The following is a 26340-nucleotide window of genomic DNA, read 5'->3' as shown; positions in this document are numbered from 1 at the left end:
GGGCACCAGAGCGCACCCTTTCCAGGTCGGGTAAGGCGAAGCTGTCACCCGACTTATTCTTAACGTACTACCGCTTGTCCGATACTCTCATTTGCCTTCCACACCCGATATTTCACGTCGATGTTTTCAGGCGTATAGACCACAATGGGCAGCTTGCTGTTGTAGCGCAGCAGACTGTTGTCCCCAAGATACGCGGTCACAAATTTTTTCTCTTTCTTACCCTCCGGGCAGGCCATCATGGTAGAAACCGGAGAGGTGACTTTACTAAAGACGTAGTAGTCGTAACCCCAGCCTTCCAGGGTTTTACTTTCCAGCTGGCCGCCCAGGCGATGCTGGTTGCAGTCCACTTCCAGGGTCTGCCCAATCAACAGTTCCACTTTGAAATTTGCTTCATCCTGCTGAACCGGTAATTGGATCACCTGACGCTTCATGCCTTTTTCTGCTTGCGGATAAGGCGCGACTTTTTCCAGAGGCTGCTCTTTTGAGGTTTCATTGGCAAAAGCGCTGGTGCTGACGCACGCTGCGGCGATAAGGGCAATGGCAAATTTAGGTGCGTTTTTCACAGTCATTCCTTTATGTCAAAACGATCCTGTCCAGATTAGCATAACGTTAGTGAATGGTTGGACGTATTTACTTATATTTTAATTTGTTTTAGTGAAATAAACTGCATTCTAAGAGTTTTTGTGGTTGTTAATTCTGTCATGGAGTCAGGCTGGAGATCGTGTTAGTGTTAGCGCTAAATAATGTTGTTCATCTGTAAAGGAAAGAGAGACATGGTTCGCGCAAAACTGAAAACACCTGAAGGCCGGAAGTTTTTACTGGCACTGCTCGTTGTGTTTATGATTGCTGCCGCAGGCGTTGGGCGGGCAACCATTGTCGGTGTTATCGAGCAGTATAACATCCCACTTTCCGAGTGGACGACCAGCATGTATGTGCTGCAATCAGCGATGATCTGCGTTTACAGCCTGGTGTTTACCGTTCTGCTCGCCATCCCGTTGGGGATCTATTTCCTGGGTGACCGCGAAAAGCATTAAGTCCCCATATTGCTATACTAAAGCCATCCTTCGGGTTGGCTTTTTTTATGTCATTATTTTCATTAACGATATTTATTCTCATTTCCATGATGCTCTGTTTCGACCGCATGATTGTTCAACAGAAAGCAGGAGACGTTAATGCTATCCCGGTTTGCAACGCTTAGCCGGATCCCAAAGGGAGTCTGGGTGGTGGGTGGTGTCAGTATGCTGATGGACATCTCATCAGAGATTATCCATAGCCTGTTGCCGCTGTTTATGGTGACTACGCTTGGGGTCAGCGTGATTTTTATCGGCCTGATTGAAGGACTGGCAGAAGCCACCGCGTTGTTTATCAAAATCTTTTCCGGGGCGATCAGTGATTACATCGGTAAAAGAAAAGGACTAGCCGTGCTGGGTTATGGGCTGGGGGCGTTAAGTAAACCGTTGTTTGCGATAGCCTCGTCGTCCGGCATGATTTTAGGTGCGCGATTAATCGACCGCGTGGGGAAGGGGATACGCGGTGCACCGCGAGATGCGTTAGTCGCGGATGTTACGCCACCCGAACTGCGCGGTGCAGCGTTTGGCCTGCGTCAGTCAATGGACACCGTCGGCGCTTTTCTCGGGCCCTTGATCGCAGTAGGGTTAATGCTGCTGTGGAATAATGACTTCCGCACTATTTTCTGGGTCGCGGTGATCCCCGGCGTGCTCGCTGTCGCGCTGCTGTTTTTTGGGCTGCATGAGCCAAAAATGCCGGTTGAGCACAAACGGAGCAATCCGGTAAAAAAAGAGAACCTTAAGCGGCTGGGTAAAGGGTGCTGGTGGGTCATCGGTTTAGGGGCTGTCTTCACCCTTGCGCGTTTCAGTGAAGCATTTCTGGTGCTTCGGGCGCAGCAGTCGGGCGTACCGCTAGCTCTGATCCCGCTGGTCATGGTTGCCATGAACCTGCTCTATTTCCTTTCTGCCTATCCGTTTGGCAAATTATCCGATGCGATGAGTCATACCCGCCTGTTGCAGTGGGGGCTGGTGGTATTAATCGCAGCGGATATTGTGCTGGCGTTCACGACCCACTGGACAGGCATTATTCTGGGTGTTGCGCTCTGGGGCGTGCATATGGGAATGACCCAGGGACTGCTTGCGGCAATGATTGCGAAAACGGCACCCGCGGATTTGCGCGGCACGGCTTACGGTATTTTCAGTATGGTGAGTGGCGTTGGGTTATTGATTGCAAGCGTAGTGGCCGGGGTTATCTGGGAAACGTGGGGCGCGGAATATACGTTTTATACCGGGGCGGTTATCTGTCTGCTGACGCTCTGTTACCTGATTAGAACGCCGGATGAAGTGCAATAAAAAACCAGCCATATGGCTGGTTTTCAGGGATTTTTGGTCGGCACGAGAGGATTTGAACCTCCGACCCCCGACACCCCATGACGGTGCGCTACCAGGCTGCGCTACGTGCCGACGCGTAAAAAGAATACTACTCGATTCCTTTTTGAATGCAAGGGAGTCAGGCGCTAACTGGTTTATAATTAATCAGTTAGCAATGAACCGCTTCTCATCCGTCAGCACTTGCAGAAGCAGGCTGAGCTGCGGTTTCTGGTCATGCAATTTTTCACCTTGCAGATTATACGTCTGGTAATTGCCATTACTGTTCAGCACCAGCGTCAGCTCCGGTGTGGTTACCACCAGTGTATTATTCCCGGCAGCAGTCACCCAGTTATGGCGGCGAGTGGCGCTGAACAGATCCTGTCCTTGCGAGTACTCATTCGCCGGAGTGCTTACGTGCAGCAGACGTTGCATCAGGGTGGTCATCACGTCTTTATGATCGGTAAGCATATTGATGCGCTGTGCTGGCGTTCCCGGCCAGTGGATGACCAGCGGAACATGCAAGTTAGGGCGCGACCAGACCATACTTTTCGTTTCGTCACCCAGCGGGATACCGTGTCCGGCGGTAATAATGACCACGGTGTTATCCAGCTTGCCGGATTCACGCAGTGCGTTCAGCACCCGGCCAATTTGTGCATCAACGTCGCCAGCCGCACGGCTATAACGGCGTGCAAAGCCTTTCTGGTTGCTGTCATCAAGTGTGGTGCCGTTAAACGCAACCCAGGAGAACCAGCGGTTATCTTCCTGAGCATAACGCTGAAGCCAGTTCACCCACTGATTAGCGGTCTGTTCATCAGACTGGCTCTGCGCAGCAGGCAGTGAGAAATCAGACAACAGTGCCTGGCGATACAGCGAGCTGTTAAAGCCATCCGAAGAGAACAGCCCCAACTGATAACCCTGCTGGTTAAGCCCGGTAATCAGCGCCGCAGGAACGCGCGCCGAAAGCACGCCGTCCATGTAACCGGCCGAAATACCATAGAACAGGCCAAAAATACCGGCATCGGTTGAGTTACCTGAACTCATATGCTGCGTGAACGACACGTTCTTATCAGCGAACTCGGCGAGCGCAGGCATCTGCTTCTCGTAACGCGAGTAGTTCAGACCATCAACGGTTATCAGCAGTACGTTTTGACCACGTCCCATATCCCGGTAACGCAGGTCGCTCAGCGGATACTGAACGGTGACGGCTTCCGGGTTACCTTGCTCGACCAGACGACGCTGATACTCCTGCGCATCCAGCAGACCGTGTTTTTCAAGGAAACGACGTGCCGTCATCGGATAAGAGAGCGGCAGGTTAGCACGCTGCATGGTGATAGGGCGATAGAAGTTCGCATCGGCCCAGATATACATGATGTGCGAACTAATAAATGAGACAAAAAAGAGCGCAGCAACGGGCTTCGCGTAATGACGACGCCGCGTCAGACTGCGGAGCTTTTGCCAGCTCCAGGTGGCAAACAGCATCTCAATCAGCAGGATCACCGGCACGCTGATAAACATCAACTGCCAGTCACGCGCGGTTTCGTTCTGGTCCGGGTTAATCACCAGTTCCCAGACGATGGGGTTGAGATGGAGGTGGAAACGGGTAAAGACTTCGCTGTCGATAAGCAATAACGTCATGCCCGCCGTCGCAAGGATGGCGGATAAGAACCTCATCAGGCGTTGCGACATGACGATAAACGTCAGCGGGAACAGAATCAGCAGATAGGTGGCGAAAACCAGAAAACTAAAGTGGCCGACAACGCTCATCCAGGAATAGATGCGCCCGGTCAGCGTGGTTGGCCAGTCCGCCACAAACAGATAACGGCAGCCAAGCACCATGGCCAACAAAATGTTGAACAGGGCAAACCAGTGCCCCCAGCTAACCATCTGGGAGACTTTTTCACGGTAGCGCTGACGATTCGTCACCATAAACTGTTGTTCGTTTCCCTTAGTGGGCCTGGTCGTCGCTAACGGATGACTGCAAAGCCTGGGCGAAAGACCTGGCGATCGCCTGACGCTGAGCCGGAGCAACGCTGGTATTGATAAGGTTGGTAACCATATTTCCCAATACCATCAGGGAAAGATCGGTCGGCGTTTTATGTTTTTCCAGTACGTTGACCAGCTCACTGAGCAGTTGTTCAACGTGTTCGTCACTGTAGCGGGAATGTTGTGGCATAAATCAAAATCAGTTTGTTGATGAAAGGGCAACATATTACCGTAGGAACAGCTTTTTTTCCCCTTTTTTATCTCTTGTTGCACACATGCGTTGGTGGTGGTTGAATACCGCCCGGTCTAAAAGGAGAGTTTATCATGAGTCTGGATATCAACCAGATTGCCTTGCACCAGCTTATCAAGCGTGATGAGCAAACCCTTGAAGTGGTGCTGCGCGATTCGTTACTTGAACCAACGCCTACTGTTGTTGAAATGATGGCGGAATTGCATCGCGTTTATAGCGCTAAAAATAAAGCCTATGGCCTGTTCAGCGAAGAGAGCGAACTGGCGGATAGCCTGCGCCTGCAACGCCAGGGCGAAGAAGATTTTCTGGCATTCAGCCGGGCGGCTACCGGGCGTCTGCGTGATGAGCTGGCGAAATACCCGTTCGCTGATGGCGGCATCGTTCTGTTCTGCCAGTACCGCTATCTGGCAGTTGAGTATCTGCTGGTGACTGTGCTGAACAATTTAAGCAGTATGCGCGTCAATGAGCAGCTGGATATCAGCTCTACGCACTATCTGGACATTAACCATGCCGATATCGTCGCGCGTATCGATCTGACCGAATGGGAAACCAACCCGGAATCCACCCGCTACCTGACTTTCCTCAAAGGACGTGTAGGCCGTAAGGTGGCGGATTTCTTTATGGACTTCCTGGGTGCCAGCGAAGGCCTGAACGCCAAAGCACAGAATAAAGGTCTGTTGCAGGCAGTGGATGATTTCACCGCCGAAGCTCAGCTTGATAAATCAGAACGTCAGAACGTGCGTCAGCAGGTTTACAGCTATTGCAACGAACAGTTGCAGGCGGGCGAAGAGATTGAGCTGGAGTCGCTTTCCAAAGAGCTGGCGGGCGTGAGTGAAGTGAGCTTCCAGGAATTTACGGCTGATAAAGGTTATGAGCTGGAAGAGAGCTTCCCGGCAGATCGCAGTACGCTGCGCCAGTTAACCAAATTTGCCGGAAGCGGCGGTGGGTTGACGGTTAACTTTGATGCCATGCTGCTCGGGGAACGTATCTTCTGGGATCCGGCGACTGACACCCTGACCATTAAAGGCACGCCGCCAAACCTGCGCGACCAGCTTCAGCGTCGCACTTCGGGCGGTAAATAACGGCCATAAAAAAACCCCGCAGAAGCGGGGTTTTTTTTCGACAAGTTTGCGATTATGCGCGAACGAAGTCGATGTGAGACAGTTTTGGCTTGAACGGGTGACGCTGAACAGCCTGAACTTTCACTTTTTCTTCTTTACCGCCAACAACGATGGTCAGAACTTCGCTGTAGAATTCAGCTTTGTTCTGCAGGTTCCACAGTTTGTCGTGGTCCAGTTCGATTGCAACTGGAGCAGCTTCGCCACCGTAAACGATAGCTGGGAACTTGTTGGCGTTACGCAGGCGGCGGCTCGCACCCTTACCCTGAACGCTACGTACTTCTGCTTCGATAGTAAACATTGATTTCTCTCTGTATTTTAAAACCCTACTACAGGCGACCCAGCAGCAGGTGAGTGTTCTGCTTTGCGGATGCAAAAGCGGGCGGGATTATAGCCCCCAATCCCCCACGGGGCAATCAAAACCTACGGTCTGTTAATCCTAAACTGTAATGTCCCCAGACGATTCTCGGGGGGATTTTTCATGATTAAAGAGACAGCTACGCTGATTTTTTACACTTGCCAGCGAGAAATTGCGGGAGAGACACGGCTTGTCTTTATTCATCGAAACTCTCAAAAAGTGGATGGTAGAGGCTACTTTTGAAGACCACTAAATAATTCTTCTTCCTGGGCAAAATGCAATCTCAGAATCGCTTCAAGGCCATAAAGACACTGTTGAATATCCTGAACAGTACCTGAAGAGTCGTCTGTATTCTGTAGAAGGTTGCTCAACTGGCCCAGTTTTCTGACAAGCAGATAAATCTCCTGGTGACTTCGGCTCATGGCAGCCAGAGGGTCATCACCAGCCAGCATCAATGTCATGGTGGGGTACAGCCCTTGTTCGTCCTGCTGTTCATGAGCAAGAATATCCTGGGTCAGTTGTTCATGGAGTGTCTTCATGAGCGTGCGTCGTTCTTCCGGACTTGCCAGAGGTAACTGTGTTGCAACCTCGGTCAATCGCTGGAGTAGTGGTTGCAACATTTGGTGTTCATTACGCAAGGTAGCAACCTGCTCTGCACTCATTGTCCTGACCGCCTGGCGAGCTAACCCACTCGCAAGAACCCGTAATGCCGACATAATGGCAAGCAGATCTATTAACTCCTGCAAAAGGGCACCTTCAAAGGGGGGGAGCAGACCCAGGGCGGCAAAGCCCATGGCAGCACAGCACAGACCCATCCCTAGCCAGACACTTTGTCTGGCAATACGAATTGACAGTTTGGCTATGGCTTTGGCCTCAGCCAGCCGGTCTAAGCGGTCTGTCAGCAATACAACATCTGCGCTTTCCGCTGCGGCAGCCGTACCTCTTGCCCCCATTGCAACCCCGACGCCCGCAGCCGCCAGAGCTGGGGCATCATTCACCCCATCACCAACCATCATTGTGCAGTGAGCGGATGAAGCGCTTGAGACATACTTCAGTTTCATCTCTGGGGTTAATTCTGCCAGTACCTGATCTACGCCGAGACCGGTGCCAATACTATCCGCTACTTCCTGCTTATCACCTGTCAGCATGACGATCTCGTGAACGCCTGATTTGCGTAACATACGCAAAGCCCGCGGGGTCTCAAGTCGTAACTGATCAGAAAACAACAACCAGCCGACTAGTTCGGCATTCACCGCAATCGCAACGACCGTCGAGTTCTCAATAAATAAGCGCTGACGGGCAGATTCCAGCCAGCTTCCCGCGCGCGCCTTGCTCAGGACAAAATCCAGTGTGCCGAGACAAACCTGTTGTCCGTTCACTTTTCCTGTCAGGCCAGCTCCAGCCACTTCCTGTACTGACTCTGGCATCGGCAAGGATCCGAGACCTTGCTCTTGTGCAGCCTGCAAAATGGCACTGGCTATAACATGACAGGAAAGCTGGTCCATGCTGGCTGCCAGTTTGAGCAAATCAGGTTGTGAGAAATGGGGAGAGAAACTGTGAATCGACATCAGTTTTGCCATACCACCAGTCAGAGTGCCGGTCTTGTCAAAAAACAAATAATCAGCCCGGGCAAGTTGTTCCAGCGCAGTGCTACCTTTGATCAAAATTCCCCGCTTTGCACAACGAGAAATCCCGGATACCAGTGCCACCGGTACAGCCAGCAGGAGGGGACAAGGCGTTGCAACAACCAGAACGGCCAGCGCACGTATTGGATCCTGACTCACTAACCAGGCCAGCCAGGCAACAATAAGGGTGAAAGGGATGAACCAGACCGCATAGCGATCAGCGAGTCTGGCTGCTGGCGCACGAGCCTGGCCTGCTTGTTCAACCACACTGATGATACCCTGAAGTGTGCTGTCTTTAGCTGCACGGGCAGCGTGCATTTTCAGAGCATCACCGGCATTAATGGTACCACTTAGCAGTAATTCACCGGTTTGCCTCGTGACCGGCAACGATTCCCCGGTAATAGAGGATTCATTCAGCACAGCGCTCACACTCACCAACGGACCATCTACTGGAATGGTTTCTCCCAGCTTAACCAGTAGTAGATAACCAGGTTGAATGGATTCAACGGGAATGACCTGAATGCCATCCTCAGTCAGTCGGTTGGCGACACGAGGGACTCTGGACAGCAACGCAACCATTTCACGTTCTGCGCGACCCCGGGCATAGTTTTCTAGAAATCGGCCTGAAGCCGTCATCGCAGCAATGACGGCCGCAGTGGCCGGTTCATTCATCCAGAGAGCCCCTGACATTGAAAGAATGGCGAGTAAATCCACCCCAAACTTATGATTTGATAATGATTTAACCACTTCATAAATTAATAAAAGCAAAGAGGGGATAGTCGAAATGATTAATATAATGGAGGTACTCTGTGCCCAGGTAGCATCCTGATTGAAGATATAGAGCATCAAAGCCAGTAGAGGGAAAATTAACAGCATAATATCGAGTAATAATCGGCTGTTTTTCATAGGTTTTTGCCTCCAGAGCTATGCTCCTGGGTCGGTTAAAAGTAGAACATATGAACCATTAACCGTTGTCTGGTTTAACATTGCCTCCTGGGTAAACAGACATATATCTTTTAATTTTAACGAAGAACGTTATCTTATTCACATAACTGCCTCTTCGGATGTTAGCTGGTTCAACGAACTACCAGCACTGGGCATTTCGAATGTCGTACAATTGCAGATGAATTTGATCCTAAAAGATAGGTTGTCAGGTCAGGACGGTGAGAGGCAATAATGATCAACTCTGCTCCAATTTCCTCAGAATATTCGAGAATTTTATCTTTAGGCGTTCCGACGACTGCATGTGTTACAACCTTCTCAGCAGGTAACTTGAATTCTTTAACGATTTCATTGAGTTTTGCTAGTGCTTTCTGTGTCATTTCACTTATTTCCGACATTTCCGGCGCATAGCCCATCCCAAGAGAGGAGTAGTAAGGGAAAAAAGGAACGACGGTAAGAAAATGGACTTTTGTTGTATTCAGGACCGTATGCCTCTGAACATGAGGTATAACCATCTCTGTGAGACCGCTTTCAGAAATATCAATCGGTACTAAAGTAGGGTTGTACATTTGATCCTCCTGTTTGCATTTGTTCTGTACACGGTTAGTAAGCGTCTGTTTTTACCCTGTCGTTTTATCCTGGCACGTCAGCGTAGAATATCGGCCTTTGCATCTGTCAATTCCGAAAGATTCAGTCAGATACCGAAGGAAATAAAATATAAAGTATATCAGTCCTATACATTATAAATGTTTAGACCAATAAATTACCGTGACCGTTATCCCGCATTACAACCAACCCTCTTCGGGGACCAGACGCATAAAATTGATAGTCGTTATACTTTTTCAACTCCAAACAAAATTATCCCCCTGAGTAGGGGGATCTTCATTCACCTAATCGAAGGATTTTTTTCAGTCTCACTAAGAGAGAACTACTAGGGTATAAATACCCTCTCAATCAGACTAAATGATAATGAAAGTGATATTGAGAGGTGGTTTACATTTTTGAGCGTAACCATTCAAATGGCTAAAATTATTTCATGGCATGTTTATTTTAAAATAGTTATTTATATTTCGTACACCATGAGATACAACCGTTTTATCATTCACAGATTGCAATGAGTAAAGGTATGCGCATAAGTGCTGATGCTATTCTGTGCTCCCTGAAAGCGTGGCGTATCTCATTTTTCAGGATTAAATAAAGAACTATACCGCTGAGGTTGTCACCTGGCGGAGCCGCCGCTGGCTTTCGTCGTCTGCTGGGTTAATAACCATCATGATTAAGTCCGGTCGCCCATCAACGATAAATGTCGAAAACTCCAGTGCGATATCCTCCAGTTGCTTTGTCGCCAATGCCATGAACTACAACGAGATCCCACACTAGCGCATTTCATTCGCCCGGCGAAAGCGTCCTTCATAGTCAAAGACCTTTTCACGCACCTGCCAGAACTGGCCTTTCTTGCGGGCGACGACAAAATCTGGATGGCGCAACAGCACCTGTTGATGCACGATATCGGCCACCGTTATCCAGCGCAGAGGCATTCCTGGCGTACGAGTATGCGGGCGGATAAAAAGTTGTTCAAAGGCCGTTCTCTGGGCTGGTGTGTGCACCCTGAATCGCTCGCTGACGTCGGCCCCGTCCTCGTCGTAATAGGTAATTTTCAGCCACTCACCTTTTTCATCTGCACCCGGCTGTAACGCCATACCGGAACAGCGCAGCACCAGCGCATCTTTGAGCTTAAGCGCAGCCTTCAGCATATCGTCCGGGTCGACCAGTATCGTGTCACATTCCCGGCAGCGTCGGGCGGCAATGTCGTTTTCGGCATTACACTGTGGGCAGTTTTTAAAGCGGAAACGAAAATCGCACTGCTCACGATGCCCTTCGTCATCTTCAAACCAGCCCTGGCAGCGGCGCCCGAAATGTTCAATCAGCGTGCCGTCGGCAGTGGTTTTACCCCAGAAGGTATTGGCGAAACCACAGGCCGGACAAAAGACCTGAACCGGCACATTGTCACTTTTCCCTTTCGGTGTACCCACTTCCGGGGAATAGAGATCGTGCGGGTTTCCGGCGTAGTCCAGAATCAGGCAATCGGTTTTACCCGGTGCCAGACGCAGGCCGCGCCCGACGATCTGCTGATACAGGCTGACAGATTCTGTGGGGCGTAAAATGGCAATCAGATCGACGTGCGGCGCATCAAATCCGGTGGTTAACACCGAGACGTTGACCAGATAGCGGAACTGCTGTTCCTTGAAAGCGTTAATCAGCGCGTCACGTTCAGGGCCCGGGGTTTCGCCGGTAATGAGCGCAACGTCCCCTGGCGGAAGTAAGCCGGTTATTTCCCTGGCGTGCTCAACGGTGGCGGCAAAGATCATCACCCCTTTGCGCGTCTGGGCGAATTCTTCAATCTGGCTGATGATATGCGGGGTAATACGCTGTTGTTTTTTCAGCTCATGGTTGAGATCGGCTTCACTAAATAAGCCGTTGTTTTGCACCTGTAAGCGGCTGAAATCGTACTGCACCACGGGCATATCCAGGCGTTCGGGTGGCGTCAGATAACCATGTTTAATCATATAGCGCAGCGGGAGTTCATAGATGCAGTCGCGGAACAGCGCTTTCTCATCCCCGCGAACCATCCCATGATAATGAAAGTGATAAATCCAGCCTTTCCCCAGGCGAAACGGCGTGGCGGTCAGGCCGAGCAGGCGCAGGTGAGGATTTACCTCTTTCAGGTGCGAAAGGATTTGCTGATACTGACTATCGTCATCATCGCTGATGCGGTGACACTCATCGACAATCAGCAGCGAGAATTCGCCAGGAAAATGTTCCAGATTACGCGCAACCGACTGCACGCTGCCAAACACCACTTTGCCGCGGCTCTCTTTACGTTTAAGCCCGGCGGCGAAAATATCAGCCTCCAGGCCAAGCGCACAATATTTGGCGTGGTTTTGCGCCACCAGCTCTTTTACGTGCGCCAGCACCAGCACGCGCCCACGCGCCAGGCGCGCCAGTTCGGCGATCACCAGGCTTTTTCCAGCCCCCGTCGGGAGCACAATCGCAGCCGGCTCTTTATGTTTTCGAAACCAGGAGAGGGTGGCGTCGACGGCTTCCTGCTGATAGGGGCGAAGTGTAAAAGTCATGGGTTCTCTGATTAGTTAACTCTTCCATAGTATGCCACGAAACTTTTTCCCTTGAGTGGCGCAACCAGACCATTATACTGAACGACTCTTGACTGCTTCTTTTTTCGGACGCGTCGTCCGACTTCCAGCACCATTAAGGCTAAAAAGACTTCATGCGACTTGATAAGTTTATCGCTCAGCAACTCAGCGTTAGCCGCGCTATTGCCGGGCGTGAAATTCGCGCCAGCCGCGTTACCGTGGATGGCGACATTGTAAAAGACACGTCCTTCAAACTTCAGCCTGACCATCAGGTGGAGTACGACGGTAACCCGCTGACTCAGCAAAATGGCCCACGCTATTTCATGCTGAACAAACCGGAAGGTTATGTTTGTTCCACGGATGATCCCGATCATCCGACGGTCCTCTATTTCATCGACGAGCCTGTGGCGCACAAGCTACATGCGGCCGGGCGTCTTGATATCGACACCACCGGGCTGGTGCTGATGACTGATGACGGCCAATGGTCACACCGCATTACGTCCCCGCGCCATCTCTGCGAAAAAACCTACCTTGTGACGCTGGAATCGCCGGTGTCCGATGACACAGCAGAACAATTCGCAAAAGGCGTTCAGCTGCATAATGAGAAAGACCTGACGAAACCGGCGGTGCTGGAAGTGATCGCCCCGACCGAGGTGCGTCTGACTATCAGCGAAGGGCGTTATCATCAGGTGAAGCGCATGTTTGCAGCTGTAGGAAATCATGTTGTGGGCTTACACCGTGAGCGTATTGGTGCGATTGAGCTCGACCCGGAACTTGAGCCAGGTGAATACCGCCCATTGACGGAAGAAGAAATCGCCAGCGTAGGCTTGCCTTCGCGCTAATTTCAGGAGAACTCTGTGACCACCAGGCCACACTCGTCTTTCAAAATTGTTTTCATCCTTGGCCTGCTGGCCATGCTGATGCCATTGTCCATCGATATGTATCTGCCTGCGCTACCGGTGATTTCCGCGCAGTTTGGCGTACCGGCCGGCAGCGCGCAGATGACACTCAGTACCTATATTCTCGGCTTTGCAATTGGGCAGCTGTTATATGGACCAATGGCCGACAGTCTTGGCCGTAAGCCGGTCATTCTGGGTGGCACACTGGTGTTTGCGGGCGCAGCAGTCGCCTGTGCTCTGGCGCAAACTATCGATCATCTGATTGTCATGCGCTTTTTCCACGGGCTTGCAGCGGCGGCAGCCAGCGTGGTGATTAACGCCCTGATGCGCGATGTTTATCCGAAAGAAGAGTTCTCCCGCATGATGTCGTTTGTCATGCTGGTCACCACCATTGCCCCGCTGATTGCGCCGATGGCGGGTGGGGCGGTGCTGGTGTGGTTTAGCTGGCACGCGATTTTCTGGATCCTGGCGCTTGCGGCGCTGCTGGCATCGGCGATGATTTTCTTCTTCATCGATGAGACGCTACCCGTTGAGCGTCGACAGAAATTCCACATCCGTACCACACTGGGTAACTTTGCTTCGCTGTTCCGCCATAAGCGTGTGCTGAGCTATATGCTGGCAAGCGGTTTCAGCTTCGCCGGGATGTTCTCTTTCCTGAGTGCCGGGCCGTTTGTTTACATCGAGCTTAACCACGTTTCGCCGCAGCATTTTGGCTATTACTTTGCGCTGAACATCGTGTTCCTGTTTATCCTGACCATTATCAATAGCCGTTTTGTACGGCGGGTTGGGGCGCTGAACATGTTCCGTGCCGGGCTTTGGATCCAGTTTGTGATGGCTATCTGGCTGGTGGTGAGTGCGTTCCTGGGGATTGGTTTCTGGGCGCTGGTGCTGGGCGTTGCGGCGTTTGTGGGCTGCGTGTCGATGATCTCCTCAAACGCGATGGCCGTTATTCTTGATGAGTTCCCTCATATGGCAGGGACGGCCTCATCGCTTGCGGGGACGTTCCGCTTTGGTATTGGCGCTATTGTGGGGGCGCTGCTGTCGATGGCAACGTTTAACACTGCCTGGCCGATGCTGTGGGCTATCGCTTTCTGTGCGACCAGCTCTATTCTGTTCTACCTCTACGCCAGTCGCCCGCGAAAAACGGTGCACTGAAGCACTTAAAAGGCCCGTTACGGGCCTTTTTGTTGATGCATATCAACCAAAGCACCGTTCGTTTACCCCGTGTTTGTTTCTTTTATGTAAAATCTATTTATGTAAAAAGTCACATCATTGTATTTAAAAAGGTTGAGTTAGATCGCAGAAACGGGTACATATAGCGCCGACGCGAACCTGTAACTCCCTTAAAAAAGCCCGGATAAATAGGATGCTAATGCCCGTAAACTGCGGCTGTAAGCGTTTTCTTATCAAAAACAGGGCAGGTTAGCGACGATGTGTTACTATAAATGTAAATAAATTGTGAAGTAAATTTTGCTTCCGGGGAACGAACGTGAATACATTACAACTCTCCATAGTCCATCGCTTGCCCCAGAGCTATCGCTGGTCGGCGGGTTTTGCAGGTTCGAAAGTTGAACCGATTCCGCAAAACGTTGCCGGGTGCGAGAATTGTCTGGTCGCGCTCAAACTGCTGAGCCCAAGCGATGAAAGCGCATGGCCGGTAATGGAGCGCCTGAGCCAGGCGCTGACGGATATCGAAGTAGACAGTTCAGTGCTGGAGTGTGAAGGTGAGCCGTGTCTGTTTGTTAAAAGCCAGGACGAATTCGCCGCCACCTGCCGTCTGAAAAACTTCGGTGTGGCGATTGCAGAGCCATTTTCCGGGCAATATCCTTTTTAAGTGCTAGCTTAAGGCTAACAGCTGGCGCGTATAGCTCTGCGTCGGCGCAGTGAACACGCGCTGGCACTCCCCTTGCTCCACCACTTCCCCCTGTCGCAACACAATCACCTGATGGCATAGCGCACGGACGACCTGTAAATCGTGGCTGATAAAGATATAGGCCAGCCGGTGTTTCTCCTGTAACCCCTTCAGAAGCGCTAAGATCTGCGCTTGTACGGTTCTGTCGAGCGACGACGTAGGTTCATCCAGAATGATCAATTCAGGCTTGAGGATCAGGGCGCGGGCAATGGCGATACGCTGACGCTGCCCGCCAGAGAACTCCGCCGGGTAGCGATGCCGGGCCTGGGGCTCCAGACCCACTTCTTCCATTACCCTTATCACCTCTTCTTCGCGCTGCTGCGGCGTGAGGGCCGGGCGGTGAACGCGAAGTCCCTCTTCGATAATTTGCAAAACGCTCAGTCGAGGGTTGAGCGAGGAGTTGGGATCCTGAAACACCACCTGCATTCGCGGGCGAACGGGCAGCATCTGGCGGCGGTTCCAGCTGTGTAAGGGCATTCCGTCAAACTGGATTGTTCCCTGAGAGGCGATTAAGCGCAGTAGCGCCAGGCCGGTGGTACTTTTGCCCGAGCCAGATTCACCGACCAGCCCCAGCGTTTCTCCTGGCCGCAGGGAAAAGCTGATGTTTTTCAGCACCGGATTTTCATCGACAATGCGCCTCAATAGGCCTTTGCGTATCGGGAACGAAACGGCCAGATCGGTAACGCTTAGCAAGGGCACGGTGTTCGCAGGAAGCGGGACCGGGTCGCCGGAAGGCTCGCTATCAAGTAGACGTTGCGTGTAAGGGTGCTGAGGGGCGTTCAGGAGCATGTGCGCGGTGTTTTTCTCAACACAGCGCCCGTTTTGCATCACCGCAACGCTGTCTGACAGTTTTTTCACGATGCTAAGATTATGCGTGATGAACAGCAGGCTCATATTCAACTCATCTTTCAGCTCCCGCAGAAGCTGAAGGATTTGCGCCTGTACCGTTACGTCCAGTGCGGTGGTGGGTTCGTCGGCAATCAGTAGTTCCGGGCGTGTCAGCAATGCCATCGCAATCATCACGCGCTGGCGCTCTCCCCCTGAAAGCTGATGTGGGAAATCGCTCAGCCGTTTAGCTGCATGGCGAATACCCGTGCGTTCAAGACAATCCAGGATCTCGCCCCGTGCCGCCTCTTTACGCATTCCCCGGTGCAGCGACAAGACTTCGTACAGCTGTTTTTCCAGCGTATGCAGCGGATTAAGGGACACCATCGGTTCCTGAAAGATCATGGCAATCTTATTCCCGCGAATGCCACGCAGCGTGTGTTCGTCGGCATGTAACAGCGACTTACCCTGAAACAGGATATCGCCTTGGGGATAACTCACCGGCGGCGAGGGCAGCAAACGCAGTACGGAAAGGGCGGAAACACTCTTACCTGAGCCCGATTCACCCACAAGCGCCAGCGTTTCGCCCGCCTGGATGCGCAGCGACAAATTGCTGACCACGGTGCGTGTTTCACCCTGATTCGAAAACGCAATCGACAGATTATCGATACTGAGAAGGGGCTGCGTCATCTTATACCGCCTTGTTCGGGTCAAAGGCATCACGCACTGCTTCGCCAATAAAAATCAGCAGCGAGAGCAATACCGCCACAGAAAGGAAGGCTGTTATGCCAAGCCAGGGCGCCTGCAAGTTATTCTTGCCTTGCAGCAACAATTCACCGAGCGAAGGTGACCCAAGCGGCAACCCGAACCCGAGAAAATCGAGCGACGTCAGGGTGGTAATGGAGCTGCACAAAATAAAGGGCAGGAAGGTGAGGGTAGCTACCACGGCATTGGGGAGCATATGGCGGAAGATGATCCCCCGGTCACTTACCCCCAGCGCTTGCGCGGCGCGGATATAATCAAAATTACGGGTGCGTAAAAATTCGGCGCGAACCACGCCCACCAGCGCCATCCAGCCAAAGAGCACCGTAATGGCCAGTAACCACCAGAAGTTTGGCTGCACCACGCTTGAGAGCAGGATAATTAAAAACAGTGTTGGCATCCCGGACCAGACCTCAATCACTCGCTGTCCCCAGAGATCGATTTTTCCGCCGTAATAGCCCTGAACCGCACCGGCCACAACGCCCATCACGCTTGAGAAAAGCGTCAGCATCAGCCCGAAAAGCAGGGAGATACGCGTACCGTAGAGAATGCGTGCCAGAACATCACCACCGTTTGCATCGGTTCCCAGCCAGTTTTGCGTGGAAGGGGGCGACGGGAAGGGGGTGGATGTCGCATAGTTAATGCTGTTCGCACCAAAGCGGACAGGGGCCCAGAGCGCCCAGCCGTGTTGGTCTATCTGTTCGCGAAGCCATGGATCCTGATACTCCGCCGGCGTGGCAAAGGGGCCGCCAAAATCGCTTTCGCTGTAGTTTGCCAGCACGGGGACATACCATCGGTCATTAAAATGCACCAGCAGCGGTTTATCGTTAGCAATCAGTTCAGAACACATGCTGAAGATAAAGATCACGGCAAAAATCCACAGTGACCAGTAGCCGCGGCGATTGTGGTGAAAACGGCCCCAGCGGGCCTGGTTGACGGGGCTTAAACGCGGCATCAGCGACCCTCAAAATCGATTCGTGGATCAACCAGCGTATAGCTGATATCACTGATGATATTCAGCAGCAGGCCAATCAGAGTGAAAATGTAGAGTGTGCCAAACATCACAGGGTAGTCGCGCGAGACGGTGGCCTCATAACCCAGCAGACCCAGGCCGTTTAACGAGAACATGACTTCTATCAGCAGCGAACCGGTAAAAAACATACTGATGAACGTGGCAGGAAATCCGGCAATTACCAGCAGCATGGCGTTGCGGAACACGTGCTTCCACATAATCTGCTTCTCAGCCAGGCCCTTTGCGCGCGCGGTTACTACATACTGTTTGCGGATCTCATCCATAAAGGCGTTTTTAGTAAGCATTGTCAGCGCCGCAAACCCGCCAATCACCGTAGCGAGGACGGGCAGCGTGATGTGCCAGAAATAATCAGCGATCTTTTTATACCATGGCAGAGTGCTAAAATCGGCTGACACTAACCCGCGCAGCGGGAAGACGTCGAAGTAACTGCCACCGGCAAAAAAGACAATCAGCAAAACCGCGAACAGGAACGCCGGGATGGCGTAACCAATGATAATAAATGTGCTGCTCCAGATATCGAACCGACTGCCGTTGTAAACCGCCTTGCGGATCCCAAGCGGAATAGACACCAGATAGATAATCAGCGTTCCCCACAGACCGAGCGTCACGGAGACAGGCATGCTTTGTTTGATCAACGTCAGTACTGAGGCGCTGCGAAACAGGCTGTCGCCAAAGTCAAAACGTACATAGTCCCAGAGCATTTTGAAATAACGCTCATGAATGGGTTTATCAAAACCGTAGCGGTGGGTTATTTCGGCTATCACTTCGGGATCAAGCCCGCGTCCGCCCCGGTAGTGGCTTTCGCTGATATTACCTGTCCCGGTTCTGGCGTGGCTGGCGCTCAGGTTTTCACCGCCGCCGCCGGGCATTCCGCTGTTATTGCCAAACTCAATGGCGGCAATAGCCTGATCAACTGGGCCGCCTGGGGCGATTTGCACGATAAAAAAGTTAATGGTGATAATCGCCCACAGCGTAGGGATAACCAGCAATAAGCGGCGTATCAGATAAGCACCCATTTTGGTTCCTTAACGCCGCTCTGCGGGCAGTTTGGCGGCTTTATTAACGTCGTACCACCAGTTATCGAATCCCAGTGAGTAAATGGGGCGTACGGCGGGCTGCGAGAATTTGTTCCATTGGGCCACGCGGTCTTCCCCCATATACCACATCGGCAGCATGTAATAATTCCAGGTTAACACCCTGTCAAGGGCACGCCCTAAAGGTAAAAGCTTGTTCTTATCTCCCTGTGCCGCCACGATTTTGGCGATCAGCGCATCGATAACCGGACTTTTAACGCCAGGGGCGTTATAGGACGAATTGATGTAGCTGGAGGCCCACGAGATTTGCAGATCAGAGCTTGGCCACGGTTGGGCGGACCACAAACGCTGCATCATATCGTAATCGCGGTTGCGCATCCGGTTGGTTATCTGCGCGTTATCGACCTGACGAATGTTCATGGTGATGCCAAGTCTGGCAAGATTCTGTTTAAACGGCAGCACCCACTGGTCATTTCCGCCCGAAGAGAGCAAAAGCTCAAAGCTCAGCGGTTTACCTGTCTGCGTATTGATCCGTTTTTGATTTTTCAGAACCCAACCCGCGTCATCCAGCAGTTTGCTGGCTTTCAGCAGGTTTTCGCGATCAAAGCCCTTACCGTCGGATGTCGGTGGCTGAAACACGGTGGTAAACACCTCTGGCGGGATCTCCGCTTTCAGTGGAGCCAGCAGGGTGAGTTCATCGGCGTCCGGGTAATTGCGCGCGGCATATTCGGTATTCTGGAAATAGCTGTTAGCACGACTGTAGGCACCGTAAAACAGTGCTTTGTTCATCCATTCAAAATCAAATGCCAGGGTAATGGCCTCGCGAACCCGGCGATCGGTAAAGACAGGGCGCTGGATATTGAACGCCAGCCAGCGCGTATCTTGCGCAGACTCATTTTTGTGTTCGTCTTTGACGATATACCCGTTGGTGAAATTTTTGCCGATATAGCGAGTGGCCCAGTTTTTGGCGCTGTTCTCCACGCGTAAATCGAAGGCACCGGCTTTAAAAGCTTCAAACGCCACGTTGTCGTCGAGGTAATAATCGTAGCGCAGGGTATTGAAGTTCCAGCGGCCACGATTTACGGGCAGATTGGCAGCCCAGTAGTCTTTTACGCGGGAATAGACCACATATTGCCCCATGCTCCAGTCCGTAATGCGATAAGGTCCGCCCGCCAGCGGCGGTGTGGATAAGGGGTCGCTAAGTTTATGGTTTTTCCAGAATGACTCAGGCATGACGGGCAGTGAGAACAGGCTGAGCATGTTCTCTTTATTTGGTTCACTCAGTTCGATGCGCACAGTCAGCGGGGCGATGACCTTAACCGTTGCGCCTTTATACACCAGGCGGAACTGCGGAACACCTTCGGTCATAAATTTATGAAACGTAAAAGCCACATCGCTTGCCTGAACATGCGAGCCGTCATGAAAACGAGACTGAGGGTTAATCGATATTTCTGCCCAGGAGAAGTTATCGGCGTAGCGGACGTTGTCTGCCACCAGCGGATAATAGCTGCCAGGCTCGTCGTCAGAGGTGACAAAGAGCGTGTCGTAAAGTGATTCAGTACGCGCCGCCGCCACGCCACGTAACGCGAAGCGGTTAAAGTTATCAAACGTACCGGTTGCTGAAAGCGTCACTTTCCCGCCTTTGGGGGCCGCAGAATTGGCGTAGTCGAAATGATTAAAGTTAATGGCGTACTTAGGCTCACCAAGCACGGCAAATGCGTAGTTTTCTTTGATGGTTTCCGACTGACCGGAAAAACTGACGAATGCCAGCAGCAGCAACACGGAGCGCATTAACATCTTGCGGCGGTTCCCTCTTTTATTCTGACTCATGCGCGTCGGCGCACTTAGTTAAGCTGAATAATAAGTGACGCCGCCACCGTTGTGAAATTATTCACGGTCAGGGTGCATATCTGGCTGCCATTTTCTGAATTGCTCCAGCGGCATCGGGCGACTTATCCAGTATCCTTGCAGGAAATTCACCCCGTGCTCGCGCAGCCAGGCGGCCTGTTCGGGGGTTTCTACCCCTTCTGCCACGGTGGACATATTCAGGCGTCTTGCAAGCGTCAAAACGGCATCAAGCACCGGAGAGGTGACGGTTTCAGTACCAATTGCGTTCACAAAACCACGATCAATCTTGAGATAGTCCATCGTGAAACGTTCAAGATAAATCAGCGCACTGTGGCCGGTGCCAAAATCGTCAATTGCAATTTCAAACCCTTCGTTGTGTAACCACTCGAAAAGCTGGTTGGCTTCACGCTGCTGAATCATGTCGCGTTCGGTTATTTCCAGTACCGTCTGGAAATGATCCGGCGGCAGGGCGGCGTTGAAGGTGCGCATATCTTCTTTAAAGCTGTCAGCGTGCAGATGCCCTGGTGCGATGTTAATCCCCAGTTTTGCCCCCGGCGGTAGCATCGTTTGTAAAACCGGGGCATCCCGGATGATGAGATCAAAAAGATGGAGCGTGAGCGGGACAATCAGTTTCTGTGCTTCAGCAAAATTGATAAAGGCATCCGGTGGGATCTCTCCCATCGTCGGGTGTTTCCAGCGCATCAGCACTTCAACGCCGCGCATTTTGAGCTCTTTAGCATCCACTACCGGCTGGTAGACCACATAAAACTGGCCACGCTTAATGGCGGTTAAAATTTCTTTACCCGGGTTCAGGCGGATCGTCAGGATATAGTAACTGAGCGACCCGGCCGCAATCCCGCACACCAGCCCAAAAAAGAGCGCAAACAGCAGTTCATCCGTCGTCCACTGTTCGGCATACAGGTTAATGGTGAGGGGAAAATCTTTCAGTGTGGCGGTGCGGGTTGGGGGTTCACGGAGATCGCGCGCCTTGAGCAGAGAGCCAGACATCGTCGATAACGCCTGGTCGCCAATAATCACCGCAATGCCCGCAAACTCGTCCTGGCGTGCAGTGTAGAGCAGGTAAGGGGTCAGGTTGATATTGACTGACGTAAAGACACCGCCGTCTTTCACCAGTGGATTTCGATACCAGATAGCAATGGCGGGCTTATTGGGCAGCATGGGCGTGCCAGGCAACAGCACCATATCGAGTGGCTTGTTGACGTGCATCTCAGGTATTAGCTCTTCCAGTGGGACGTCCATCGGCCCGGTCGCGGAAGAGCAGAACGCGTTTTTATCCCTCACCAGCAAAAAAGCGCGAACGTTGATGCTAAAGGCGGCGCGGGAGGTTAACTCGGCGCTAACGTCGTGGCAGTTATTCAGGGTGAGCGGTTGGAGCGTATCAATTGAGGTTTTTAGCTCGTCGAAATAGCTCGCCATGTAAACGCTCAAATCCGTAATTAGGGTATCAAATTTGACTTCCCGCTTATGGTAGCTCCAGAAAAACTGCATTGTCCCCAGGAGCAGGGCAATGAAGAGACCGGCGAGAATGCTGACGGTAAGGATCTTGCGGTTACTGGACAGGTAGCGGGTGAACATAGACGTCGTTGTTCCTGGATTGCCGTGAGTGCCATCAGGACGGCCAAACTTACGTATTTACAAGACTATAGTCTGGTACAGCGTTAAGTGAATTTCGAGTGACAGGCAAAAAAAAGCACTGCCGAAGCAGTGCTTTTTTTTATCGTGTTACCAGCCAAGGGATAACCGGCAACATGACAGATTAACTGCGGGTCAGAACACGTCGCGCTTCGTTGTAGCGCTTCTTCCAGTAAGGTTCATTCATACTGGAGATAGTCACACCACTGCTGGTGGAGGCATGTACAAACTGGTCGTTACCAATGTAGATGCCAACATGTCGACCCGTAGAGCCTGCACGGAACAGGACTAAATCACCTGTACGCAGTTTGGTACGAGAAATCGACTTGCCCATCTCCTGCTGTTCATATGTTGAACGCGGAAGATCTAACCCAAACTGTTCGCGGAAAGTACGCTGTACGAAACCGGAACAATCGATACCTGTTTTGGTGCTGCCGCCCAGACGATAACGCACGCCTTTCCAGCTAGCATACTGATCCATAATTCGGGACTTCACGTCCAGGTTACGAACCATATTCTCAAATTCATCCTGAGAGGCTTGCAGTGAAGAGGAATCTTCCATTCCCACAACACGCGTCTCAGGATGCATATTCTTCGCGGTGTTAGATGTACTACATGCTGAAAGCAGTACCGCAACTGCAATCGCCGGGATCCCCCGTAAGATATATCTCAAAATCGGTTGAGATTTGACCATTTTGTTTATTTTCCCTTGAAGTCCTTAACGATAAATATCGTTATAAAAATGCCAACCGTGACGAGACTAATTATCTGTTCACAATGAGACAATTCTTTCTGGTCAGATTTGTGGCACAACGCACAAAATTATTCACCCTGAAAATAATTGTCTCTATGGGGCAAAACGAGTTCGAGATTAACCGATTGGCAGGGGCATTGCGAGCAAAAATATCCGTTTTTTTATAAGAAATTGTGATACACAAAGTGAATAAACGGAATTGCTCAAAATGACGCCAATTTAGGTTAAAAACTGTGCAACGCATTCATTTATATCACGAATAGTATTACGAGATTATGACAGGATCGGCAGGATTTGGGTGAAAATCCATCAGGGATCGAAAATGATCCCTGATGGATAACCTGAATTTAAGTTAATTATTTGTTTTGAACTTGTTGCATTCGACAGGGCAGATGGCGATCAAATAGCTCTATTATCCAGTCGCTCAAAGGTGTCATCAGGCACCACGGCAGCGCTATAAGCGCAACGGAAAGGGAGCCAACGGCAATATCAGTGAACCAGTGAGCGCCAATCATTACCCGTGGGAAGGCAAAAACCACAAAAATAATCAGGGCTACTGTGAACGCTTTTTGACCGAAATAACGAAGCATGATTGCAGCAAAAATAAGCAACATCATTCCATGATCGCCCGGGAAACTGTCTTTAGAGGCATCTTTTGTCGGAACAGACAACAGCTCGCTGACGCGATGGATATTGTCGAAAAAGAGCGTAGGGCTTGAGCGTTTCACGGGAATAATATTGGATGCCAGCTGATTAATCGCTACTGCCAGCAGTAACATCACCAGACCAATAATCAGAATACGGCGGCGTCCTGATTTATCTTCTTTCAGCCAGAAAGAGAGCATCAGGCCACCCATCGCCAGCAGCGAACAGCCATCGAAAGCGCGATTGTTGGTGAGGGCTACCAGCCACAGAAAAGCCGGGCTCTTCACTAATTCTTCGTTAAAGAAGTGGAAAATCGCGGAATCCAGCGGGAACCAGAAACCGTGATTCGCTGGAAGATACCAGGAGAAAAAGAGCGCCAGGCCGGCAACATTAAGCAATAAAATCAGGGGAAATCGAGTCGTCATCACTATTCAGCATACAGTTAAATCAGGGGCAACGTTAGCCGCCCGAACTTAAACGAAGCTTCAACAGGCTGGACTGCAAGGCGTTCCAGTCGGTGTTAACCGCACTAATTAACTCTATTCGGCTATCAGGCGGCGCGACATTTTGGGTTTCAATGAAGAAATCCTCTCCCTGACGGTTGATGCGAACCAGGCCATCCTGCGTACGCATGATCCCTTTCACGCGATCCACCGGGGCAAGTCTCGCCCACTCCAGGATCCCAATGGTGTCGAAAACCGTATCGGCATCGAAAATCCAGCCGCAGGCCTGGTGCCCCTGGCCGCTGTTCAGGTTACGACGCCAGCGCTGATGTTCAGGCAGGCTCAGTGCTGCCAGACCCTGTTTGGCGCTTTGGCTGTGGCTATGCGCTGCGCTGGCAGGCAGTTCAGCCTGATTCAGCCGGGGAAGGTCGAGCAGGGCATTGTCAATCTTGCCCTGTGTGCTGTAAACACGCTGACGTTCACCACCAAAATGTTGCCACCAGGCATCAAACGCCGCATGGCTTTCGGCGGTTGCACGATCTTCTTTGTTGGCGATGACAATATCGGCGCAGGCAAGCTGATCGCGGAAGTTTTCATTGTTAACGGCGCGTTCATCCAACAACTGACGTGGATCAAGCAGGCACAGCGTCGCCCGCAGATCGATCCACGGCTCGTACACGGGCGCGGTCAGCAAATCGAGAATTTGTTTTGGATGGCCGAGCCCGGTCGGTTCAATCAGCAGACGGTCTGGCTTGCCCTGGCGCAGCAGGGTGTTTAGTCCAACCTGCATGGGTAAACCATTTACACAACACATGCATCCGCCGGGGATCTCTTTGATCAACGCGCCGCTGTCCGCCAGCAATGCGCCATCAATACCGACCTCGCCAAATTCGTTCACCAGAACGGCCCATTTTTCTGCCGGATCTTTATTGGCCAGCAAATGCAGAATTGAGGTGGTTTTACCGCTGCCGAGAAAGCCGGTGATAAGGTTGGTTTTGGTCACGTGCGCTCCAGAAATCAGTGTGATGCTATGCACATTATCCTGACGAAAAAAGAGCGCAATGAGAAGGGGGAAAGGCGAACGGAGAACATTTCCATTCGCGTTAAGCGCAATTATCGCTAAATATTTAACGTTTCGATAACAGCCTGGCGCGCGCCATGCTGTGCAATACGCTGATAGGCCTGGTTCACCGCGTCAACAAACAGCGGCGATTGCGGCAGGTCCTGGCCGAAGATTTCATTCAGCGTCAACAGAGCATTTACGCGCTCATCATTATTGCTGGCATCGACAATCGCGCGGATCTTATCGCTGAGCGGATCGCGCACATCAATGGAGTTGCCACTGTCATCCATACCGCTGACATAACGGATCCAGCCAGCAACGCCTAACGCCAGCAGCGGCCACGCGCTGCCACTCTCCAGATGAACACGAATGCCCTCCAGCATTCGCTGAGGCAGTTTCTGGCTACCGTCCATGGCGATTTGCCAGGTGCGGTGCTGTAATGCCGGGTTGGCAAAACGGTCAATCAGACTATCGGCATACGCCGTGAGGTCAACGTCGGTGATACGCAGCGTAGGAGCTTGCTCATCCAGCATCAGTCTGCGTGCGGCTGTGCGGAAGCTGGCGTCCTGCATACAGTCACTGATATGCGCGTATCCGGCAAGATAACCCAGATAGGCCAGGAAAGAGTGGCTGCCGTTCAGCATCCGCAGTTTCATCTGTTCCCAGGGTAAAACGTCCTGCACCATCTGCACGCCAGCCAATTCCCACTCAGGGCGTCCGGCGACAAAGTTGTCTTCGACGACCCACTGAATAAAAGGTTCGCAGCTGATGGCACAGGGATCTTCAACGCCCAGTGCTAGTGTAATTTCCGTAAGCGAAGCTTCCGTAGCGGCAGGGACAATTCTGTCTACCATCGTGCCCGGGAAACTGACATGCACGCTGATCCACTCTGCGAGTTCGGCTGAGCGCTTTTGGGCCATCCCCAGTACCGCATTTTTCACGACATGGCCGTTGTCCGGGATGTTATCGCAGGAGAGTACAGTAAATGGCGGCAAGCCGCGCTCGCGACGCCTGTGCAGGGCCTCCACCAGGATCCCGGGTGCGGAATGCGGTTCGCAAGGTGTTTCCAGATCGTGAATAATGCGGGCATTGTTCAGATCCAGTTTCCCGGTGGCTGGGTCAATGCAGTAGCCTTTTTCAGTGATGGTGAGTGAAACAATGGCTACCTGCGGCTCACAGAATTTCTCAATGATGGCAGCCAGTGAATCCAGCTTTGCATTCAGGCATTCATGGACGGCACCGACAACGATCGGCTGATTTCCGTCGGCCCCTTTTTCCATCACGGTAAACAGGTGGTCTTGTGCGCGCAGCTGGCTCATCAGCACATCACCGCTGAAGAGGCTTATTTCACAAATCCCCCAGTCGCCTCCTTTCGCATTCAGTACGCGATTGGTCAATAGTGCCTGATGCGCGCGGTGAAAAGCACCAAACCCAAAGTGAACGATACGTGAGCGTAACTGCTGGCGATCGTAGCGTGGCTGCTGGACGTGGGCAGGAAGCGAGGCGGAGGCAATAGTCTTCATTAAGTACACACCTGATTAACCATTAATTAACAATGACAGTGTAAAGTTATATGACAACAAATTAAATTGGTGAGCCGTAAATATCCCTGTTATGTGAGTTTGATCAATCAATGTGTCGCGGTGTATTGACCCTTCTTATT

At 51.7% G+C, this 26340-nt stretch carries 22 protein-coding genes and 1 tRNA gene; 6 read left to right on the top strand and 17 right to left on the bottom strand.

The features are described 5' to 3' along the window. Positions 1 to 59: 59 nt before the first annotated feature. Positions 60 to 569, bottom strand: coding sequence for a serine protease inhibitor ecotin (eco, locus tag ACT9TW_RS21035; protein ID WP_446493602.1), 510 nt, complete (start codon positions 567 to 569; stop codon positions 60 to 62). 204 nt (positions 570 to 773) lie between these two features. Here eco and ACT9TW_RS21030 point away from each other — a divergent pair, with 204 nt between their 5' ends. Both ACT9TW_RS21030 and ACT9TW_RS21025 read left to right on the top strand, forming a co-directional pair. Continuing rightward, on the top strand, positions 774 to 1034 hold the full coding sequence (locus tag ACT9TW_RS21030) for a DUF2534 family protein (protein WP_014071065.1): 261 nt from the start codon (positions 774 to 776) through the stop codon (positions 1032 to 1034). A gap of 138 nt (positions 1035 to 1172) precedes the next feature. Next, positions 1173 to 2360, top strand: a complete 1188-nt coding sequence (locus ACT9TW_RS21025) for an MFS transporter (RefSeq protein WP_446493601.1) — start codon at positions 1173 to 1175, stop codon at positions 2358 to 2360. A gap of 34 nt (positions 2361 to 2394) precedes the next feature. Here ACT9TW_RS21025 and ACT9TW_RS21020 read toward each other — a convergent pair. The 3 genes from ACT9TW_RS21020 to ACT9TW_RS21010 all read right to left on the bottom strand — a co-directional run bounded on the left by ACT9TW_RS21020 (position 2395) and on the right by ACT9TW_RS21010 (position 4551). Further along, a tRNA-Pro gene (locus ACT9TW_RS21020) sits at positions 2395 to 2471 on the bottom strand. Positions 2472 to 2543: 72 nt separating this feature from the next. Further along, positions 2544 to 4304, bottom strand: coding sequence for an LPS biosynthesis-modulating metalloenzyme YejM (yejM, locus tag ACT9TW_RS21015; protein WP_182061788.1), 1761 nt, complete (start codon positions 4302 to 4304; stop codon positions 2544 to 2546). Positions 4305 to 4323: 19 nt separating this feature from the next. Beyond that, positions 4324 to 4551: a YejL family protein gene (locus tag ACT9TW_RS21010; RefSeq protein ID WP_182061787.1), complete on the bottom strand. Its 228-nt coding sequence runs from the start codon at positions 4549 to 4551 to the stop codon at positions 4324 to 4326. 134 nt (positions 4552 to 4685) lie between these two features. Between ACT9TW_RS21010 and yejK the strand changes: the two genes are divergently transcribed. Further along, a complete protein-coding gene (gene yejK / locus ACT9TW_RS21005; protein WP_014071063.1) occupies positions 4686 to 5693 on the top strand; it encodes a nucleoid-associated protein YejK in 1008 nt (335 codons plus the stop codon). Positions 5694 to 5745: 52 nt separating this feature from the next. Here the strand turns inward: yejK and rplY are convergent, their stop codons facing one another. The 4 genes from rplY to ACT9TW_RS20985 all read right to left on the bottom strand — a co-directional run bounded on the left by rplY (position 5746) and on the right by ACT9TW_RS20985 (position 11788). After that, positions 5746 to 6030 (bottom strand): 50S ribosomal protein L25, encoded by a 285-nt coding sequence (rplY, locus tag ACT9TW_RS21000; RefSeq protein ID WP_182061786.1) that lies wholly within the window; start codon positions 6028 to 6030, stop codon positions 5746 to 5748. Positions 6031 to 6320: 290 nt separating this feature from the next. Beyond that, positions 6321 to 8618 carry a heavy metal translocating P-type ATPase gene (locus ACT9TW_RS20995; protein ID WP_446493600.1) on the bottom strand — a complete coding sequence of 766 codons (2298 nt, stop codon included), beginning with the start codon at positions 8616 to 8618 and terminating at the stop codon, positions 6321 to 6323. A gap of 170 nt (positions 8619 to 8788) precedes the next feature. Further along, on the bottom strand, positions 8789 to 9223 hold the full coding sequence (gene uspF, locus ACT9TW_RS20990) for a universal stress protein UspF (RefSeq protein WP_446493599.1): 435 nt from the start codon (positions 9221 to 9223) through the stop codon (positions 8789 to 8791). Between the two features lie 807 nt (positions 9224 to 10030). Then, positions 10031 to 11788 carry a DEAD/DEAH box helicase gene (locus ACT9TW_RS20985; protein WP_446493598.1) on the bottom strand — a complete coding sequence of 586 codons (1758 nt, stop codon included), beginning with the start codon at positions 11786 to 11788 and terminating at the stop codon, positions 10031 to 10033. Positions 11789 to 11940: 152 nt separating this feature from the next. Between ACT9TW_RS20985 and rsuA the strand changes: the two genes are divergently transcribed. The 3 genes from rsuA (at position 11941) to ACT9TW_RS20970 (ending at position 14539) form a co-directional block, all read left to right on the top strand. Beyond that, positions 11941 to 12648: a 16S rRNA pseudouridine(516) synthase RsuA gene (gene rsuA, locus ACT9TW_RS20980; protein WP_446493597.1), complete on the top strand. Its 708-nt coding sequence runs from the start codon at positions 11941 to 11943 to the stop codon at positions 12646 to 12648. Between the two features lie 15 nt (positions 12649 to 12663). Continuing rightward, positions 12664 to 13860, top strand: a complete 1197-nt coding sequence (locus tag ACT9TW_RS20975) for a Bcr/CflA family multidrug efflux MFS transporter (protein ID WP_446493596.1) — start codon at positions 12664 to 12666, stop codon at positions 13858 to 13860. 334 nt (positions 13861 to 14194) lie between these two features. Then, positions 14195 to 14539 (top strand): YejG family protein, encoded by a 345-nt coding sequence (locus tag ACT9TW_RS20970; RefSeq protein WP_014071058.1) that lies wholly within the window; start codon positions 14195 to 14197, stop codon positions 14537 to 14539. Between the two features lie 3 nt (positions 14540 to 14542). Here the strand turns inward: ACT9TW_RS20970 and yejF are convergent, their stop codons facing one another. The 9 genes from yejF to ACT9TW_RS20925 form a co-directional block, all read right to left on the bottom strand. Then, positions 14543 to 16132, bottom strand: coding sequence for a microcin C ABC transporter ATP-binding protein YejF (gene yejF / locus ACT9TW_RS20965; protein WP_446493595.1), 1590 nt, complete (start codon positions 16130 to 16132; stop codon positions 14543 to 14545). Between the two features lies 1 nt (position 16133). Then, the gene (locus ACT9TW_RS20960; RefSeq protein ID WP_446493594.1) at positions 16134 to 17159 is read right to left on the bottom strand and encodes an ABC transporter permease; all 1026 of its coding nucleotides are present in this window, start codon (positions 17157 to 17159) and stop codon (positions 16134 to 16136) included. Then, positions 17159 to 18253 carry a microcin C ABC transporter permease YejB gene (locus ACT9TW_RS20955; RefSeq protein ID WP_182061778.1) on the bottom strand — a complete coding sequence of 365 codons (1095 nt, stop codon included), beginning with the start codon at positions 18251 to 18253 and terminating at the stop codon, positions 17159 to 17161. The genes ACT9TW_RS20960 and ACT9TW_RS20955 overlap by 1 nt, the downstream gene beginning before the upstream one ends. Before the next feature lie 9 nt (positions 18254 to 18262). Further along, positions 18263 to 20068 (bottom strand): extracellular solute-binding protein, encoded by a 1806-nt coding sequence (locus tag ACT9TW_RS20950; protein ID WP_446493593.1) that lies wholly within the window; start codon positions 20066 to 20068, stop codon positions 18263 to 18265. A 90-nt stretch (positions 20069 to 20158) separates the two neighbouring features. Next, positions 20159 to 21715: a cyclic di-GMP phosphodiesterase gene (locus ACT9TW_RS20945; protein WP_446493592.1), complete on the bottom strand. Its 1557-nt coding sequence runs from the start codon at positions 21713 to 21715 to the stop codon at positions 20159 to 20161. Between the two features lie 181 nt (positions 21716 to 21896). Next, positions 21897 to 22466, bottom strand: coding sequence for a bifunctional murein DD-endopeptidase/murein LD-carboxypeptidase (gene mepS / locus ACT9TW_RS20940; protein WP_014071052.1), 570 nt, complete (start codon positions 22464 to 22466; stop codon positions 21897 to 21899). Positions 22467 to 22882: 416 nt separating this feature from the next. Then, positions 22883 to 23596, bottom strand: coding sequence for a phosphatase PAP2 family protein (locus ACT9TW_RS20935; RefSeq protein ID WP_446493591.1), 714 nt, complete (start codon positions 23594 to 23596; stop codon positions 22883 to 22885). Positions 23597 to 23630: 34 nt separating this feature from the next. After that, positions 23631 to 24617, bottom strand: a complete 987-nt coding sequence (locus ACT9TW_RS20930; RefSeq protein WP_446493590.1) for a CobW family GTP-binding protein — start codon at positions 24615 to 24617, stop codon at positions 23631 to 23633. A gap of 116 nt (positions 24618 to 24733) precedes the next feature. Then, positions 24734 to 26200: a mannitol dehydrogenase family protein gene (locus ACT9TW_RS20925; RefSeq protein WP_446493589.1), complete on the bottom strand. Its 1467-nt coding sequence runs from the start codon at positions 26198 to 26200 to the stop codon at positions 24734 to 24736. Between the last annotated feature and the right edge of the window lie 140 nt (positions 26201 to 26340).

The sequence above is a fragment of the Enterobacter sp. C4G1 genome (assembly GCF_052886895.1).
This window is presented reverse-complemented; position numbering and strand designations above follow the sequence as displayed.

Excerpts from the sequence above, each read along its gene's own strand:
- eco (WP_446493602.1), bottom strand. The coding sequence starts at position 569 with ATGACTGTGAAAAACGCACCTAAATTTGCCATTGCCCTTATCGCCGCA.
- ACT9TW_RS21030 (WP_014071065.1), top strand. The coding sequence starts at position 774 with ATGGTTCGCGCAAAACTGAAAACACCTGAAGGCCGGAAGTTTTTACTG.
- ACT9TW_RS21025 (WP_446493601.1), top strand. The coding sequence starts at position 1,173 with ATGCTATCCCGGTTTGCAACGCTTAGCCGGATCCCAAAGGGAGTCTGG.
- yejM (WP_182061788.1), bottom strand. The coding sequence starts at position 4,304 with ATGGTGACGAATCGTCAGCGCTACCGTGAAAAAGTCTCCCAGATGGTT.
- ACT9TW_RS21010 (WP_182061787.1), bottom strand. The coding sequence starts at position 4,551 with ATGCCACAACATTCCCGCTACAGTGACGAACACGTTGAACAACTGCTC.
- yejK (WP_014071063.1), top strand. The coding sequence starts at position 4,686 with ATGAGTCTGGATATCAACCAGATTGCCTTGCACCAGCTTATCAAGCGT.
- rplY (WP_182061786.1), bottom strand. The coding sequence starts at position 6,030 with ATGTTTACTATCGAAGCAGAAGTACGTAGCGTTCAGGGTAAGGGTGCG.
- ACT9TW_RS20995 (WP_446493600.1), bottom strand. The coding sequence starts at position 8,618 with ATGAAAAACAGCCGATTATTACTCGATATTATGCTGTTAATTTTCCCT.
- uspF (WP_446493599.1), bottom strand. The coding sequence starts at position 9,223 with ATGTACAACCCTACTTTAGTACCGATTGATATTTCTGAAAGCGGTCTC.
- ACT9TW_RS20985 (WP_446493598.1), bottom strand. The coding sequence starts at position 11,788 with ATGACTTTTACACTTCGCCCCTATCAGCAGGAAGCCGTCGACGCCACC.
- rsuA (WP_446493597.1), top strand. The coding sequence starts at position 11,941 with ATGCGACTTGATAAGTTTATCGCTCAGCAACTCAGCGTTAGCCGCGCT.
- yejF (WP_446493595.1), bottom strand. The coding sequence starts at position 16,132 with ATGACGCAGCCCCTTCTCAGTATCGATAATCTGTCGATTGCGTTTTCG.
- ACT9TW_RS20960 (WP_446493594.1), bottom strand. The coding sequence starts at position 17,159 with ATGCCGCGTTTAAGCCCCGTCAACCAGGCCCGCTGGGGCCGTTTTCAC.
- ACT9TW_RS20955 (WP_182061778.1), bottom strand. The coding sequence starts at position 18,253 with ATGGGTGCTTATCTGATACGCCGCTTATTGCTGGTTATCCCTACGCTG.
- ACT9TW_RS20950 (WP_446493593.1), bottom strand. The coding sequence starts at position 20,068 with ATGTTAATGCGCTCCGTGTTGCTGCTGCTGGCATTCGTCAGTTTTTCC.
- ACT9TW_RS20945 (WP_446493592.1), bottom strand. The coding sequence starts at position 21,715 with ATGTTCACCCGCTACCTGTCCAGTAACCGCAAGATCCTTACCGTCAGC.
- mepS (WP_014071052.1), bottom strand. The coding sequence starts at position 22,466 with ATGGTCAAATCTCAACCGATTTTGAGATATATCTTACGGGGGATCCCG.
- ACT9TW_RS20935 (WP_446493591.1), bottom strand. The coding sequence starts at position 23,596 with ATGACGACTCGATTTCCCCTGATTTTATTGCTTAATGTTGCCGGCCTG.
- ACT9TW_RS20925 (WP_446493589.1), bottom strand. The coding sequence starts at position 26,200 with ATGAAGACTATTGCCTCCGCCTCGCTTCCTGCCCACGTCCAGCAGCCA.